Source organism: Chitinispirillales bacterium ANBcel5 (genome assembly GCA_029688955.1).
GTDB lineage: Bacteria > Fibrobacterota > Chitinivibrionia > Chitinivibrionales > Chitinispirillaceae > Cellulosispirillum > Cellulosispirillum alkaliphilum.
In genome coordinates, this window is sequence record JARUKZ010000010.1 from 23,622 (window position 1) to 39,660 (window position 16,039).

The 16,039-nt window shown below is 40.8% G+C and carries 15 protein-coding genes; 4 read left to right on the forward strand and 11 right to left on the reverse strand.

Annotated features, from left to right (window positions below):
* Positions 1–146: 146 nt before the first annotated feature.
* Together QA601_07260 and QA601_07265 are read left to right on the forward strand one after the other, a co-directional pair.
* Positions 147–2,090, forward strand: coding sequence for an FAD-dependent oxidoreductase (locus tag QA601_07260; protein MDG5814868.1), 1,944 nt, complete (start codon positions 147–149; stop codon positions 2,088–2,090).
* A gap of 114 nt (positions 2,091–2,204) precedes the next feature.
* A complete protein-coding gene (locus tag QA601_07265; GenBank protein MDG5814869.1) occupies positions 2,205–2,633 on the forward strand; it encodes a CBS domain-containing protein in 429 nt (142 codons plus the stop codon).
* Between the two features lie 93 nt (positions 2,634–2,726).
* Here QA601_07265 and QA601_07270 read toward each other — a convergent pair whose 3' ends face one another.
* On the reverse strand, positions 2,727–4,469 hold the full coding sequence (locus QA601_07270) for a hypothetical protein (protein MDG5814870.1): 1,743 nt from the start codon (positions 4,467–4,469) through the stop codon (positions 2,727–2,729).
* Positions 4,466–5,386 (reverse strand): TIGR02147 family protein, encoded by a 921-nt coding sequence (locus QA601_07275; protein ID MDG5814871.1) that lies wholly within the window; start codon positions 5,384–5,386, stop codon positions 4,466–4,468. The genes QA601_07270 and QA601_07275 overlap by 4 nt, the downstream gene beginning before the upstream one ends.
* 242 nt (positions 5,387–5,628) lie before the next feature.
* Here QA601_07275 and QA601_07280 point away from each other — a divergent pair, with 242 nt between their 5' ends.
* The gene (locus QA601_07280) at positions 5,629–8,016 is read left to right on the forward strand and encodes a hypothetical protein (protein ID MDG5814872.1); all 2,388 of its coding nucleotides are present in this window, start codon (positions 5,629–5,631) and stop codon (positions 8,014–8,016) included.
* Positions 8,017–8,054: 38 nt separating this feature from the next.
* On the opposite strand, the gene QA601_07285 is transcribed toward QA601_07280, so the two are convergent.
* The 6 genes from QA601_07285 to QA601_07310 form a co-directional block, all read right to left on the reverse strand.
* Positions 8,055–8,483 (reverse strand): YbhB/YbcL family Raf kinase inhibitor-like protein, encoded by a 429-nt coding sequence (locus tag QA601_07285; protein MDG5814873.1) that lies wholly within the window; start codon positions 8,481–8,483, stop codon positions 8,055–8,057.
* Positions 8,484–8,536: 53 nt separating this feature from the next.
* Positions 8,537–9,295, reverse strand: coding sequence for a ChbG/HpnK family deacetylase (locus QA601_07290; protein ID MDG5814874.1), 759 nt, complete (start codon positions 9,293–9,295; stop codon positions 8,537–8,539).
* A gap of 24 nt (positions 9,296–9,319) precedes the next feature.
* Positions 9,320–11,176 carry an HAD-IIIC family phosphatase gene (locus tag QA601_07295; GenBank protein MDG5814875.1) on the reverse strand — a complete coding sequence of 619 codons (1,857 nt, stop codon included), beginning with the start codon at positions 11,174–11,176 and terminating at the stop codon, positions 9,320–9,322.
* A gap of 53 nt (positions 11,177–11,229) precedes the next feature.
* Positions 11,230–12,138 carry a glycosyltransferase family 2 protein gene (locus QA601_07300; GenBank protein ID MDG5814876.1) on the reverse strand — a complete coding sequence of 303 codons (909 nt, stop codon included), beginning with the start codon at positions 12,136–12,138 and terminating at the stop codon, positions 11,230–11,232.
* A gap of 700 nt (positions 12,139–12,838) precedes the next feature.
* Complete coding sequence (locus tag QA601_07305; protein MDG5814877.1) at positions 12,839–13,483, reverse strand: superoxide dismutase; 645 nt, start codon at positions 13,481–13,483, stop codon at positions 12,839–12,841.
* 93 nt (positions 13,484–13,576) lie between these two features.
* Positions 13,577–13,894 carry a hypothetical protein gene (locus QA601_07310; GenBank protein MDG5814878.1) on the reverse strand — a complete coding sequence of 106 codons (318 nt, stop codon included), beginning with the start codon at positions 13,892–13,894 and terminating at the stop codon, positions 13,577–13,579.
* A 253-nt stretch (positions 13,895–14,147) separates the two neighbouring features.
* Between QA601_07310 and QA601_07315 the strand changes: the two genes are divergently transcribed.
* Positions 14,148–14,381 carry a zinc ribbon domain-containing protein gene (locus QA601_07315; protein ID MDG5814879.1) on the forward strand — a complete coding sequence of 78 codons (234 nt, stop codon included), beginning with the start codon at positions 14,148–14,150 and terminating at the stop codon, positions 14,379–14,381.
* A gap of 24 nt (positions 14,382–14,405) precedes the next feature.
* On the opposite strand, the gene mnmA is transcribed toward QA601_07315, so the two are convergent.
* From mnmA to QA601_07330, 3 genes are read right to left on the reverse strand one after another with little or no spacing between them, the layout of a single operon-like run.
* Complete coding sequence (gene mnmA, locus QA601_07320) at positions 14,406–15,470, reverse strand: tRNA 2-thiouridine(34) synthase MnmA (GenBank protein MDG5814880.1); 1,065 nt, start codon at positions 15,468–15,470, stop codon at positions 14,406–14,408.
* 54 nt (positions 15,471–15,524) lie between these two features.
* A complete protein-coding gene (locus QA601_07325) occupies positions 15,525–15,797 on the reverse strand; it encodes an acylphosphatase (protein MDG5814881.1) in 273 nt (90 codons plus the stop codon).
* 18 nt (positions 15,798–15,815) lie between these two features.
* Entirely contained in the window at positions 15,816–16,034 is a 219-nt protein-coding gene (locus tag QA601_07330; GenBank protein MDG5814882.1) for a DUF2905 domain-containing protein, read from the reverse strand.
* Positions 16,035–16,039: the final 5 nt, after the last annotated feature.

Here is a 16,039-nt window from a genome sequence, read left to right on the forward strand (position 1 = left end):
GGCAACCGTGCACAAGACCATACAGATTGTTCTCTTTAAATTCTTCCATCTTTGGTAAAACACTATTCTTTTCTGGCTCTCATTTTGCTTTAGTAACAGCTACTTGAAAAATTTCAAAACAATCGCTGATACAAAGGAGGACTGCTGTGCAAAACTTCCCCACACTTCTGTCACCAGGACAGATCGGTTCACTAAAGTTGAAGAACAAAGTTGTTATGGCACCAATGGGCACACTTCTCTGCGGCCCGGGGGGAGAACTTACAGATCACTTTATTAAGTACTATGAAGAGAGAGCAGCTGGTGGCACGGGATTAATCATTGTGGAAGTAGCCTGTGTAGAACCTGAACTTGGAAAAGCGGTGGCCACTCAGGCACGCATTGATGATAATCGCTTTATCTCCGGACTCAGCCGGCTGGCTGGTGCTGTCCAAAAATATGGTAGTCGTGTCTTTGTGCAACTTCATCACGCCGGCAACCAATCCAACTCTCAAATCACCGGCGGCAAACAGATTGTAGCCCCCAGTACCGTAACCAATGCTGCTGTTGGTGAGGAGCCCAGAGAGCTTTCAACCGAAGAAGTTAAGGGTCTTGTGGAAAAATTTGTTTCAGCAGCAGAAAGGGCGCAAACTGCTGGTCTGGATGGAGTAGAGCTCCATGGTGCACACGGCTATCTTATCTGTGAGTTTCTAAGCCCTCATACAAACAGACGCACCGATGAATACGGCGGGAACTTTGAGAACCGAATGCGCTTTGTTAATGAAATAATTGCCGGCATTAAGCAGAGGTGTGGAAACGATTTTCCGGTGTGTGTGAGATTCAGTGCTGATGAGTTTACCGGAAGAGGAATCGATCTTAAGCAGGGTACAGAAATAGCCCAGGCACTGGAGAGTGCTGGTGCAGATGCATTGCATGTCAGTTGTGGTACCTACGAAAGTCTCCATACTGTAATTGAGCCCATTATGTACCATGAGGGCTGGAAGGTGTATCTTGCTGAGGCTGTAAAAGAGGTGGTCAAGATTCCGGTAATCACTGTGGGCGCTATAAAACTGCCATCAACTGCAGAAAATATTTTGGAAAGTAAAAGAGCGGATTTTGTAGCTGTAGGAAGAGCCCTTCTCTGTGATTCACAATGGGTCAATAAAGCTTCAGAGGGCAAAGAAGATGAAATTATCCCCTGTATTGGTTGTATGCACTGTACGGACACAATATTTTCCTCCAGAAGAATACAATGCGCGGTAGATGCTCGTACGGGAAGAGAACTGGAATTCGACCATAGTCCACAAGACGGCAATGGGCGGGTTGTATCAATCATTGGTGGTGGTCCGGCAGGTATGGAAGCTGCCCGGGTATTAGCAAATCGCCACTTTCGCCCAATAGTCTACGAACAGGAACAGCAGATGGGGGGAGAACTAAATCCCGGCTGCACCCCCCCGGATAAAAAACCGATCCGTCAGTACAGAGATGCACTCATCAGAAATACAGAATGCATGGAGATAGCCTTAAGAACCGGAACCGAGGCTACCCCTGATCTTGTCCGGGGTGATAACCCGTATGCGGTAATTGTTGCTGTTGGAGGAAAGCCTATTATCCCTCAGGACATTTCTGGCATAGACAGTGAGCGGGTAGTAAGCGCTCTTGAGGTGCTCAACAATCCCGATATGATAGAAAGCGGATCAAAGGCAGTTGTTGTTGGTGGTGGTATGACCGGGTGTGAAACAGCAGAGTTACTAGAAAGCAGAGGAATTGACGTTTCAGTTGTGGAAATGCTACCAGAAATTGCTGTTGAGGAAAGTAACATCTCAAAAGTCGCTATGATTGAAAAGATGAAAAACAGTAAAATAGAGCTTCTTACAGGTCATAAGCTTATTGCTGTTCATGACAGACAGCTTGAGCTTCAGAGAACCGATGGTGAAGGTGGAACAAAGATCAGTGCCGATTATATCATTATTTCTCTTGGCTTAGAAAACAAAGAAACACAGCCCTGGACAGAAGCTTTTGAGCGGTGTATAGTTGTGGGTGATGCGCTTAAACCATCCAATGTTGCATTTGCCATAAGAACAGCTTTTGATGCGGCATTTACGCTCAGGTAGTGTTTAACCGTAATCTCTTAGAGATTGGTTTTATCTCTTTTTAGTTCCCTTCAATATGAGGGGTACCACCTGTATCCTTCATATTAAGGCAATTTCATAATGAGGGAGGAAAGTATGAAGGTAAATGAAATTATGACAAAGGGTGTCGAAGGTATCAAAACAACAGATACGATTCTGCATGCATGTCAGCGTATGCGTGATCTGGATATTGGCGCTATTCCGGTTTTTGATCAGGACAATGTTATAGGCGTTGTGACAGATCGTGACGTTGCGGTCAGGGTAATAGCTGAACAACTTAACCCTGCACATACCTCTGTTGGAGAAGTGATGAGCAAGGATGCTAAAACCTGTGCAGAGGACACTGAAGTTGAGGAAGCGGCACGTGTGATGGAAAACTACAAAATCAGACGGTTGTTTGTTACCGATTCAACAGGTGCTCTTACCGGCATTGTATCGTTGGGAGACCTTGCTGCAAAAGGCGGAAAGGAAATAAGTGCAGAGATACTCTCCGAAATTTCTCAGCCAATCGGACCTCACCGATAGCTAACAGGGTTGTTTGTGCGGATATGCAGCGTACATATCCGCACTTTACTATCTTCTCTACTCCTAATAGTTTATAGTCATTACCGGTGTAGATTACTCAACTAAATCACCCAAAGTAACCCCTTCAAGCCTTATATCATCAAGCCAGATCTCATCACCGAATCCCTCAGGCATAAAGGAGATCCACTGGAGCCTCCCCGCAACGCTTTCCCAGGTTGGGTTCTCACTGTTTTGATCCCAAATATGGAATCTATCCGGTGTTACTACAAATTGGGTCCATTCTGAGCTCAGTTCAACCGAAAAAGATGCCTGGGGGAAATCACGGTTGTCACCCTCTTCACCATGTAGCCGTAATGTAAGATGATCATTACCTTTAGCACGAAAAGTAACGGCTTCAATACCTTCCAGACCATTTTCTGAAGCAGAAATTTGTGAACCGATAATAAGATAGAAATATTCAGAGGGTACATTATAATGAAGGTTAAGTGACCTGCCCTCATAAGCACCTTCTGTGACCAAAGCATCCTCAGGGGGAATATAGGAGGTATCAGTTTCTCTTGACTGAGGAAAGGTAACTTGGACATTGTTACACTTAACGATATACCAGGTACCAAGATCCAGCTCCGGAACAAGCATATTATCTCTTGTACCATCATTAAAATCATCAATTAAAACCCCGGTGCTATCTTCCAGGTCTGTATTCGATATGACTATTTCTGTCGTATCGGATTTCAGGAGATGAACTGTATCCAGAAAAGATAGTGAGTCATCAAACATAGTAAAAACCCTGTATACCCCTGGAGCAATAGTATTAAAAATGAATTCTCCGGGCAAAACACTCTCAGCTTGATAATCACTACCTTCAATAAATAGGTAATCCGGTATGCTGTCTGAATTTTCAAATAACACCTTGAGTGTTGAATAATATAACAACGCAACGGTATCGTTACTTTCATCAGATATTGTAAAATCGGGTATAAATGCTCCTTCATTCTCACTATCAATTACAAGGTTATAGGAGGTAGACCTAGGTTTTTCGTTAAGGATAACAATTCCCTGTTCATTACTCAAAAAGGTGTACTCGGCCACTTCGTTTCCAGTCTGCACATTTTTAACCCACTGCTCACTATCGACGAAACGTACCCTTGCATTTTCAGCCGGCCTCATATTCTCATTCAATACAAGCAGTGAATCATAGACGGGTGGCAGCGAGTCTGAGTGTTCAATATTTAGCTCTGTGGTTCGGGACCTTTCTAACTCTATTTGCGCCAGGGGCAGATACCGGCCGTTAGTTTCTGTAAGCACTTCATAACTACCAGGGGCCACCCCGGAGAAGGAATATTTACCTGTAACCTGATCGACACTGGCCAAATAATCGGTGCCCTGAAGACGAACGGTTTTGGGTAAGCTGTCGGGGTTTTCAAATCTGCCCTGAAAAAATGCATGAGCTACAAGCACAACAGTATCGGTTTTTCCAGAAGGATCAAAATGAGGAATAAATCTTCCTGAGTTCTCATCATCAATAAGCAGATTTAGATATTTTTGAGGCATTTGCTCTTTATCTATTGCAATTTTGCCCTCTTCGTTGCTAAGAAAGGTATGTGCAGTAACTTCTTTGCCGGCTTGAAGGTTTTCTAACCACTGTTCACTGTAAATAAATCGCACTTTGGCATTGTGTACAGGTTCCTTATCTTCAGAGATGACAACCATGGCATAGGTATTTACAGTTTCTGAACCTCCCGGACCTGTGACCTTATCAGTAGTACACATCAAAAAAAGAACGGATCCTACAGTTAAGAGAATATGTATAGCCGTAATTATTGGACTGCCTTTCACTTCTTCTCTCCAGCTCTTTTTTTAACGCTTGCCACAGGTATTAACTGCAGATTCAGTTGATAAACTCTGTTTGGTTCCTTCCCGCTCTCCATTACTCTGCGTAGCAGGGTTTTGCGAAACTCCTCGATCATCTCCTTATATTCTACAATCTCCTCCTCAGAAAGTGAAATCGTAAGCGAAGAAATATCCCGAATTTCAGGGGAATCGTTTAGAAGAGATCGCTCACTTAGTTTTATCGTCTGCTGCTGAAAATTTCTCACCGCATACATTCGCCAGTCTCCCCCACCACTGATAAACGTGTCGGTTAGCTTAAAACTGTTGTCTTCATCTTTTTCAATAAACCCCAGTTTAAGGAGCAGTTCAACAGCTTCCTTTGCCTGTTCACCTTTTATGGGGGGCGAAAGCATGCTTCCAAGCTTCTCGTAATCACCATCAAAACCGTGAAAAGCCAACAGCACTCTGATTACAGAATAGTACCATTGGTTGAAAAAATGATCCTGATCTGGTTTCACCTGAGGAAGAGAAAGCCCCTTTAGGGCCATCAATTTTTCGTAATAAAGGCTTACTTCGCTGCCAATTTTCGCCTTATTAAAGCGAACCAGACAGGTAAAATACTCCTTTTCCCGATCTTCAAGGTTTAAAAATTTAATAAATGCAGGAAGCAGGCGCTCTGATATATGCCGTTGGCCCTGAAGAATTTTAACCAGCTGTCCGGGATCTATTTTAAGTCGCTGCGCTATTAAGCGATTGGAAAACCAGGGGCGCTCCCGGCGCATATCATCAAAGCGTTCCTTTAGGTATTGTCGATAATCGAGTGAATCAAATAATCTGCACATACCATATAATATATACTGGTTCCAAAATTTGTATACTAAAACTTTGTTCAAAGTGGTGGCAGGGCTGCCAATTTTAACCAAAGGTTATCCCCTTTCGAATCAGGTGCGATGTCCATCAGAGCCAATCAGGCACTCTACCAAATGCTACAAATCCGCAGGTATGGTGCAGAACATGAGAGGTAAGTGTTAAAAAATTTTTAAAACAATCATAACACTTCAAAAAACGATTAAACCACCAAACCCTTTTCTTAAACGTATTTATGCGATTATTTTCTTGAGATCACTCTTCAAGCCCCTTTATTTTTTTAAAATGGAGCCATCCTATGCACTACGGTTACTTTGATGATAAAAAAATGGAGTATGTTATAACTCGCCCGGATACCCCTGAGTCCTGGAGTAACTATTTGGGATCCACAGAGTATGGAGCGATAATCACTAACAATGCAGGTGGCTATGGATTCTATAAATCCGGTGCCGATGGACGTTTTTTGCGCGTAAGATTCAACAGTGTCCCAATGGACCAGCCGGGAAGATACATATATATCCGCGATAACGAAAACTCTGATTTCTGGTCGGCATCATGGCAACCCGTAGGAAAACCGCTCGAAGAGTATGAATCGGTGTGCCGCCACGGCACAGCTTATTCAGTATTTGAATCCAGATACTCTAAACTACATACTGAAACCACCTATTTTGTCCCCCTGGATCAAAAGTTTGAATACTGGAAACTAAGGATCACCAATGAATCTGACACTAAGCGCTCACTCTCGGTGTTTACTTACTGTGAATTTGCCAACAACTGGAACACCAATCAGGATCTGGTGAATCTTCAGTACTCAACATTCATTGTCAAAGGTTCACGCAAGGACAACATGCTCAGAATCATCACTCATGAAAATTTATTACATTCAAAAAGTGAAGATGACAGCGTGATGCAGTGCTGGATGGCCATGGTGGGGTCTCAAATCGATGGTTACGATACAAGTCGCGAATCGTTTCTGGGACGATATAACGGGTATCACAACCCTCAGGCTGTAAGCCGGGGAAAGTGTTCAGACAGTGATGCTTATGGTGACAATGCATGCGGATCATTTCAGAGCAATATAGTGCTTAATCCCGGTGAGAGTAAAGAGATTCTGATCATGCTCGGTGTGGGAGATACTGCCACTGAAGGCAACAAGGCGGTTGCGGAGTTTGGATCTGTAGAGAGAGCCAATAAAGAACTAGCAGCTCTGAAGGATAACTGGCACAGCAAACTTTCATCCTTTAAAGTTACAACACCCGATAAAGAGTTTAACAGCACCATCAATGTGTGGGGCTTATACAATTGCCTGATCAACTTTTTTTGGTCAAGATCTGCAAGCCTCATCTATAATGGAGAGCGCAATGGGCTTGGTTTCAGAGATTCGGTTCAGGATATCCTTGGAGTTGCAGCAGCAGTCCCCGAAGAAGCTTTGAAGCGAGTGGAGTTAATGCTTACCGGGCAATTAGCTAATGGTGGAGCGATTCCGGTGATAAAACCATTCGCCCACAATCCTGGCCATGAGTTGCCACCAGATCCGCAAAAGTTACGATCGGATGATTGCCTGTGGTTTTTTAATGCAGTTCCTGCTATCGTAGCAGAAACCGGAGATTTTGATTTTTACACTAAGGTTCTCCCCTATGCCGACAAGCAGGAGGATACTGTCCTTGGGCACCTTCGACGGGCACTGGAGTTTAACCTTGAAAGAAGAGGGAAAAATGGACTCCCCTGTGGGCTGCATGCAGACTGGAACGACTGTCTGCGACTTGGCTATAAGGGTGAGAGTCTTTTTGTTGCATTTCAGCTACGGTATGGATTGAGTGTCTATGAAGAGATCTGCCTTAAAATGGGTAAAACTGATGAAGTATCCTGGGCGGTAAAAAAACGAGAAGAACTGGAAGGATGCATTCAGTCTGTCGCCTGGGATGGTGAATGGTTTATCTGGGCAATAGGTGAGGATGGAACGGTGTATGGTACTAAGGAATATGATGAGGGACAGATCTATTTAAACACTCAGGTGTGGGCGGTTATAAGCGGTGCGGCATCAAAAGAACAATCGAGCAAATGTATGGAGAGTGTAAAAAGGTTGCTTGCTACAGAGTATGGCCTGATGCTTTGTGCGCCACCATTTAAAAAGACACCAATCGATGTCATGAGGTCGGTGGTGTTCAATGCAGGAATTAAGGAGAATGCCGGTATTTTCAATCATACGCAAGGATGGGGAGTCATAGCTGAATGTATTCTGGGCAATGGTGATAGAGCTTATGAATACTGCAGAGCAAATATGCCTGCAGCCTACAACGACAAAGCCCAGATACGACAAATGGAGCCCTACGTTCAGGGGCAGACCACCTATTCATCCTATTCTCCACGGGCCGGCAACAGCAGAGTATCATGGCTCACAGGCGCTGCTTCCTGGTCCTATTTCAGCGCAACACAACATATACTTGGAATAATCCCGATGTATGAAGGTATAAAAATCAACCCCTGTATCCCCAGCCACTGGGACAAGTTTACTGTAGCAAGAATTTTCAGAGGAAAAGCACTCAACATTGAAGTTTTAAACCCTCAAAATGTAAATAAAGGTGTGATAGAGATATTTCTTAATAATGAAACCATAAAAGATAATTTTATATCGGTTGAAAAACTCAAAAGCCAAAACGACATTAAAGTTTTGCTTGGTAAGTAAAACAGGTCTGTCAGTTTCAGACCTAATTCACTGTAACTTCATCTTGAGTACAAGCCCATATATTGTGCCCAATCGATTACGTGATTTTTCATACTACCTTCAACCAAACTGCGGGAGCATCCATCAGGTAAACCAAGCTGCTTATCCAGAGCATAAATTTTAAAAAAGTAACGATGTGTTCCTGTCCCCGGACAGGGACCACCGTACTGATGGTTGGTGAAGTCATTAAGCCCCTGTTTGCCCGGAATGCTGTTTGCATCTATACTGCTGATTACTGGTATATCATAAACAACCCAATGAGTAAAAAGTCCTTTTAGCGAATCAGGATCATCCATAATCAATACCATACTAACAGTCGTATCAGGTATTTGCTCAATATTCAAAGGAGGATTTATATCATCTCCATCGCAGGTAAATTTTACAGGAATCCTCTCACCATCATTAAATGCATTACTGGACACTTTCATTCCATGTCTCCTTTTTCTATGTTTTTACTTTGAAACAAATGGTATACATAACTTTAAACAATAAGAGTAAGATCAAAATTGCCCCTTGGTGCTTCCTGTATTGCTTCTTTAAATTCGCTACAATTTAGATAATCCCAGTCATTTTTTTGATGTGGATGAGCAAGCAACTCTACAGTATATTCTTTTGACAAAGAGATGATATTTTGTAGCTTTTCTAATCTATTATGTCCAGTTTTGTTACTAATCTGCTGTATATGAAAAAAATAATCACTACATAGGTATCTTTTTTGCAGTAGCTTATCAATCATAAAGCGATATCCTTTATTGAGCTTATTCTTTTCACCTTTAAAAAAGGAATTATTCCTACGTACCCATATATTATGTGGAAGTAAATCACTGATCAGCATATTCGCACAAAGATGCATATGATTATGTCCATCGATTCGGCCTGGAACACACTGATATAACTTAAAATACTCTTCACATTGAGCATTAAACACGTACTCAAACTCATTTTTTAACAGCGGATTATAGATATAGGGAGCAATCTTGCTGCTGCGAAGATAGTTAACTATTTTTTGCTGGGATTCAATGAGTCGTCCAGCTCCTGAATATCCATTAAAAGGAGTGGTAAAATTTATATGGAGAGCAGCCGCTAATCCACTGCTTAAAACTTTATCCGCAGCCCTTTCAGAATCGTTCATAAAAACCATCGCGCTAATCGAATCTACCACATTTCTGTCTATACACTCCTGAATCAGATTTGTAGTAGTTTCAGATGCACCCCAGTCATCTGCATTTATATAAAGCATTTTTGTAACTGCTCCTATTTGTATTTAGCAAATCACACCTTCATCTGTTATTGTCTTATCAACAATCCTTATGATGTCGCTCTGCTCACTTATTTTTTCGAGTTTAAGAGTAAGCAAACTTTTATCCTCTTCGACTATTTTTTCTTCAAATGGCAGTTCCTGAAATACCCGTACAAGCGGCCCGTTTTTCTTTGTCCTTACCAACACCAGTTCAAGACTGCTACAACCTCTTTGCTTTTGGTTTCTCCCAAGCCATTCAATAAACGTGTGTTCAACCTTCTTCTGAGCTACTCTGCAGGATATTACAAAATCCATGATTCTAGGTACCCTGGCGGTTTGATCAATACTACAGAACCCAATTATTCCGTATTCACCAAATTTATCCCTGCACTGAAGAGCCAAACACAGATAGCCCTTTTTACCAAGTAACTCTTCAAACTCCTCGGCCGAATATCTCCTTGAAGAGAGATTTAGCTGATTAGATCGTTGTACCAGTTCAAGACAACGGTGTTTATGTTTTGTCTCAAGTGGCCTGAAAATTTCAAGCTCCATTCGACACTCTTTTAAAAATGTGGTATAATCACCCGAAAATTGCTCTTTCACTCTTTCCCTCTGAACCTGATTGAGGTAACTTATTCGTCTCATTTTGCTTGCATCTGTCACTGGAACATCAAATTCAGGGTTTTGCAGTAACTCTAAAACCTCTTTATCACTGTACAATCTTACCTGTGGATGTGAAGCTTTAATCTCAGCTCTTTCAAACGCTGAATCATCTATTATGGCAAATGTGTTAAGGTCAATATTTATTTTTTTTGCTATCGTTGATAGGTTTTCACTTTTGGGAGCCCAATTAATTGCCGGATAGATAAAATACTGCTCAATACCATATTTTTCCAAAACACTCCAGGCCTCTTCATAGTTATTTTTACTGGTTACAGTTTGTATAATACCTCGTTCATCAAGTTTTTTAATGACTTCAATATGCTCCTGAGGAATTACCATATTGCTTTCTCCATCTTCGATAAGAGTACCATTCCAAAGTGTGTTGTCAAGATCCCAGGCAACACACTTAACCTTTTCAGCGGGCTTCTCTTCTTTTTTAGGATTCAAACTGTTGCTCGTTTTCTTTTCGACAAAATCAAGCCAGGTAAATACCATTCTGACATTTAAGTCATTCTCAGGATAGATTGTGATACTACCAGTAGAATTAAAGTTTTTTATCGGAATTTCTCTGTAGTTATGCCCTGGTGTAATTAATACAGAATCCCGAAAAATGATTGTTTCTTTTGAATGTTCTATCTGAAGTTTAAATGAAGTTTCATAAAATGAGTAACATTCCATTACAAAACAATCTGGCTTAAAATCATTATCTTTACTTTTTATTTTTGTTAACACCTTTTCTCTTAAAAGGGTATGTAATTTATATAAATTTCTCTGCGGATTTCTAAATGTAATCCTAAACCACTCCAAAGGATTAAATGGGTTAGAAATTCTATACATTGCATTAACAAATCTGGCCATGAGAATGTCTATTTTTGCTATTTTTCTATATTCCGAAGGAGATAGTGAAGCATTATAAAGAGAGGTGCCCAGTTTTGCCCACTTTTTAAATCTTACATCGATACCATAAGGAAGAAGACCTGAAAAATGTGGATTAGGATACAAACCATAATTTACTCGTACACAGCGTTTATCCTTTCGGGGAGCATAAATCGGACAGGTATGGTAACACTCCGGAGGAGAACACTCAAGACAATGTTCTCTCCAGTATAAAAGCTTAACTCTGTTAACATCTTTTATACCTAGCCTGCTTTTAACTTTTTCAGGTATACTTTTTTCCGATTTCCATAGCCTTTTATTGGCAAATTCAGGTTCCCACATTTTCTAAAACCATTCCTTTCAAATGCACCTCAACTTTAGTTAGTATCTATATTTTACTCTTTTATAAAGGACCGGTCTTTTATCGTGTTTATTCCCAGTGTACCAAGTATAAGACCAATATGATCAAAACTTTTTACAAGATAATTCATAAAATGGTGATGACCTGCAATATATAGCAGAGGTAAAGTTATACTATAAAGTGTAAAAGCAGTGAATGACTTTAACACCGAAGAGGAGAATAAACTAATTCGCTTAGCATTGAGGGTGCCGCGCAGTAACGCACGTTGTAGATGGTACCTTCTCTTAAACCTGTTAGGTGGTACAGTCTCATAAACCACCCCCTCATCACACCATATAAATTTGTATTCCCTCTTTAGGGCTTTTCCAAAGAAATCAGTGTCTTCCCCCCCACTCAAACCAAATTGTTCATCAAAAACCATATCGGAATCTTTGAATACTGATCTTCTAAAAAGGACATTTCCGGTACGCATAAAGACAGTATTTTTAAGATTAGTGCCTGTATTAAATCTTTTTCTTTGGCATAACCCACTTTTTACCAACCATTGCGGTGCCCCATCTTCAAAATGGGGTACTACTGGCCCCAACACCCCATCAGCATCATAGCTGATACAGGATTGATACATATTTTTAAGCCAGTCTTTATCAGGGAATTCATCATCATCTATAAATACCAGAAACTCCGTACTAACATTATTTACCGCAACATTCCGTGCCCTGGCGATATTTGTAACCGGTTCCACAAAATAGTGCAGTTTATAACTGACCGTATTAATCAGGTCACCGATCACTTCTCTTGCAGATTCTTCACAGTCGTTATCAACCACATTAACTCTAAAGTCCGCAATATTTGCACAGTCCTGAGCATCGAGTGCTTTCAAAAGTTTCTCCAGCATTTCAGGACGTTTGTAGGTACAAGTACATACTGTTATCTGAGGTAGCATAAAAAGAGAAGCCTCCTGCTTTTAAATATATTGCGTTAAGAATGGCAAAATGCATGCCATAAGGCCCTAAATACTATGTGGCGGACCTACCCCCCTTAGTAAATACAGTATCATTCAAAACCACTCAGTCTCTGTATAAACACCATACCTTTTAATAACTCAAAAAGTCTGCCAAATGCTGTATTTACTACTATGTTACGCACTTTCTGAGGCTACAACGAACACTTTTTCTTTGTGAATGTACTTCTTTATTTCCATCCACTCATTTTTACTGTTCTTTATCTTTATTGAGGTGAGTGTATAATTTGTTTAGGTAAGAGTTGTGGAACCAGGAGATTTTCCCGCGTTCAAGGATGATTAAAAGGTGTTTGGGTTAGATCTACTAATGCAACTATGATCGATAGGGGATTGAATACTTTGTCCCTAGCTAAACACCAGATTGCTAGTGTTTATACTATTTTTTGCAAGAGAGGGTAAAGATTGCATGCAGATACCCACAAATTTCCAACAAACATCGAAAAGGATCATAGCTTAATTGTACGTATATGCTTTGCTTAAGCTATTAGTTTCAAATGTTTACGCCCAGTGGCCCGAATACCATTTCAAAGTTTGCTCAAATGGCCTTTACATGCCCAAAAGTCTAAGAGTGAAAATTCTCAGACTTTTAGGCTACGACCCTATTCTAAAAAGGAAGTATGTTTCACTGGGTAATATCGTTTTCTAAACTGTATTGAGCAAATTCCCAGTTTATCATGTTATTGACCACAGCAGCGACATATTCCTGGCGCTTATTCTGATAATCTAAATAGTATGCGTGCTCCCACACATCAATCCCTATAATTGGTTGTAACCCTTTAGCCAATGGATTTTCTGCATTAGGGGTTTTTATTACCTTTAACCCTTCTCCGTCTTTCACAAGCCAGGCATATCCACTGCCAAACTGGGCTATTGCAGCCTGAGAAAACTCATTTATAAAGCTCTCGTAGCTTGAAAAAGAAGATTCTATGGCTTGCATCATAGTTCCCTGAGGTTTTTTACTGCCCCTTGGGTCTAAACAGTTCCAATAAAACCAGTGATTCCAAACCTGAGCGGCATTGTTAAAGAGCTTTTGAAATTCCTTGTTATCACTGGTGGAGTTAATAATTTCAACCAGATTTGATTTCTCAAACTGAGAACCTTTAATCAAATCATTGGTGGTATCAACGTATTTTTGATGATGTTTCTGATAATGAAAGGACAGCGTTTTTTCTGAAATGTGAGGTGCTAAAGCTTCTAATGAGTACGGTAGGGGTGGAAGTGTGAATGGAGCATTGGCTTTAATTTCATTCAGACCGGCGATTTCCATGAATAGGGCCTCCTGTATAAAGTTTTAGCTATAGGTTTATAAGATAATAGTACCCCCAGACATCGATTGGTATCCGGGGGAATAAATAACAGATTATTGGGCTGCGCGAGTTGCGCGCTTTGGAGTTGTCCTGGATTCTGAAAGGCGCCAAATTGCAAATACTGTAACTGCTATTCCTACAATTAATAAATTGGCCTGGGTTATTAAAGCCGGTATAAACCCCGAAAGTATGAGCCATAACCCAAGTATTCCATTGATTATCCCCTGCCAGCTCTTTTTGGGTCTCCAGAACCCAAAAACCGCCATAACTATACCGGTTATGATGAAGTTGGTTGGATGAACCAGCGGTATTGAAAATGAAGAAAAAAGTGCCCATAATCCAGCTATGATATTAATCCATGGTTGAAACATAGCAGTTCTCCTTTCGCTTCAAAACCAAAATACTACCCCTAACTAACGCAATAACTATTCCACTGCTGTAGCTTTTATCTATCTGCTTACCGTTTCTATATATATACTACGATTCATTCCCTTGTTAGATTATCTTTGATTACTACATATTTTGAATACAACAGGAGATGAATATGTTTGATGAAAAAAAAGTACCCAAATTTGATTACAAAAACGTACTTTATATCTGAACACTTAAGCTAGGGAGTAATTTATGCCACTTTTTGAATATCGTTGTCAGAATTGTGACAATTTTTTCGAGGAACTCATCACAAATGAACAAAACTCAAACATCAAATGTCCCAAATGTAGTTCAAACAAAACAGTGAAGCAATTTTCTACTATAGGGGCAATATCAATGGGGAGCACTTCTATGCCGGATTGCTCGGGCGGATGTGGCTCAATGCCATCATGCTCAACAGGTGCTGGATGTCCGCATGCTATGTAGAAGATTTTTTTGTTCAGTAAAATGCTATATTGAATCCATGACTTGAGAAATTATCCCACCTGCAACGACTTTATCGTCTTTGTACAGAACAGCTGATTGCCCGGGTGCAACAGCCCGAACCGGGTCGTTAAATTGGAGAACAGCACACTGTTTTTGGAACCTACTGAGGGTAGCCTCAACGGGGCTGCCTTTATACCGTATCTGGACCCGATACTTCCCACCCTCAACCGGAGCATCTTTTCCCCAAAGCATGTCATCAACTCGAATAATGCTTGAGAACAGATCTTCATCAACAGCAGCCACCACGGAGTTATCCTCTACCCTAATTTCCTTTACATACATTCTTTTTCCCAGTGCCCCAAGACCCTTGCGCTGTCCAACTGTGTAGAACGCAATTCCCTGATGTTGACCTATTTCATTTCCCCATACATCCAGTATTGGACCTGATTTATTTGTGATACCTGCATTCTGTTTCAAAAATGAAGCGTAGTCACCTTCCGGTATAAAACAAATATCCTGGCTTTCCTGCTTGGATGCAGTAGGGAGTGCATATCTTTGGGCAATTTTACGTACTTCACTCTTTTCCATATTGCCCAGTGGGAAGAGGATCTTTTCTGTTTCTGAGGCAAAAACCGGGTATAGAAAATATGACTGGTCCTTCTTCTCATCCCTGCCCCGTATAAGGTACCCATTATCCATAACAGCGTAATGACCAGTGGCCAAATATTCACACCCTAATTCTTTAGCTTTTTTCATCAGGAAATCAAATTTAAGAAAATAGTTGCATCTGATACAAGGATTTGGAGTACGACCATAACTATACTCCTTTACAAAGTTATCGATGACTGTTTCTTGAAAAGGGGCAAGTGCATTTATTACATAGTGCGGTATTTTGAGTTTATCTGCAACCATTTTAGCATCTCTTGCTGCATCAAAACCACAGCATGATTTGCTGAACTCATCACAAATCTGCTCATTGTCCATCAGCTTCATAGTAACCCCACACACATCATAGCCCTGCTCTAATAACAGCGCAGCAGTAACAGAGGAATCAACTCCCCCACTCATTGCTGCAAGCACCCTTTTCACTAACAAACTCCTTTACATAGCTCTGGTTGTAACAGTTATAAGTCTAATTATTCTCTAATGGGTAATATTAAATTCTGAAGAGTCTTTTTTAACTGGTTTATCTTTTATTTCTATATCAGTAACCCTGGCCAGTGCTGGACCTTTCTTGAGTTGGGCTGCAAATTGATCCAGTTCACTCTCCTGTCCCTGCGCCTCAAGCTCTACAGAACCATCATGGCGATTTTTTACCCACCCACTAAGATTAAAACTAGTAGCAAGATCGGAGGTAAAGTACCTAAACCCAATTCCCTGAACATTTCCTTTGATAAGCATATAAACTCTTTTCATATTATTCTCCTTTAGAGCTTATTTACGCATAAAAAAATTCAATATAATTGTGAGAATAACACTCAGAAAAATTGAAGTTGCAAAGGGGATATAGATTTTAAATCTTTCATTTCCAAGCTGTATATCGCCTGGTAGTTTTCCGATCGGGAACTTATCGCTGAGCATAAAAACGAGACCCAGAACGATAATTACCGTGCCAGCAATAATAAGAAATCGCCCTAATTCTACCCAGTTCATAACTC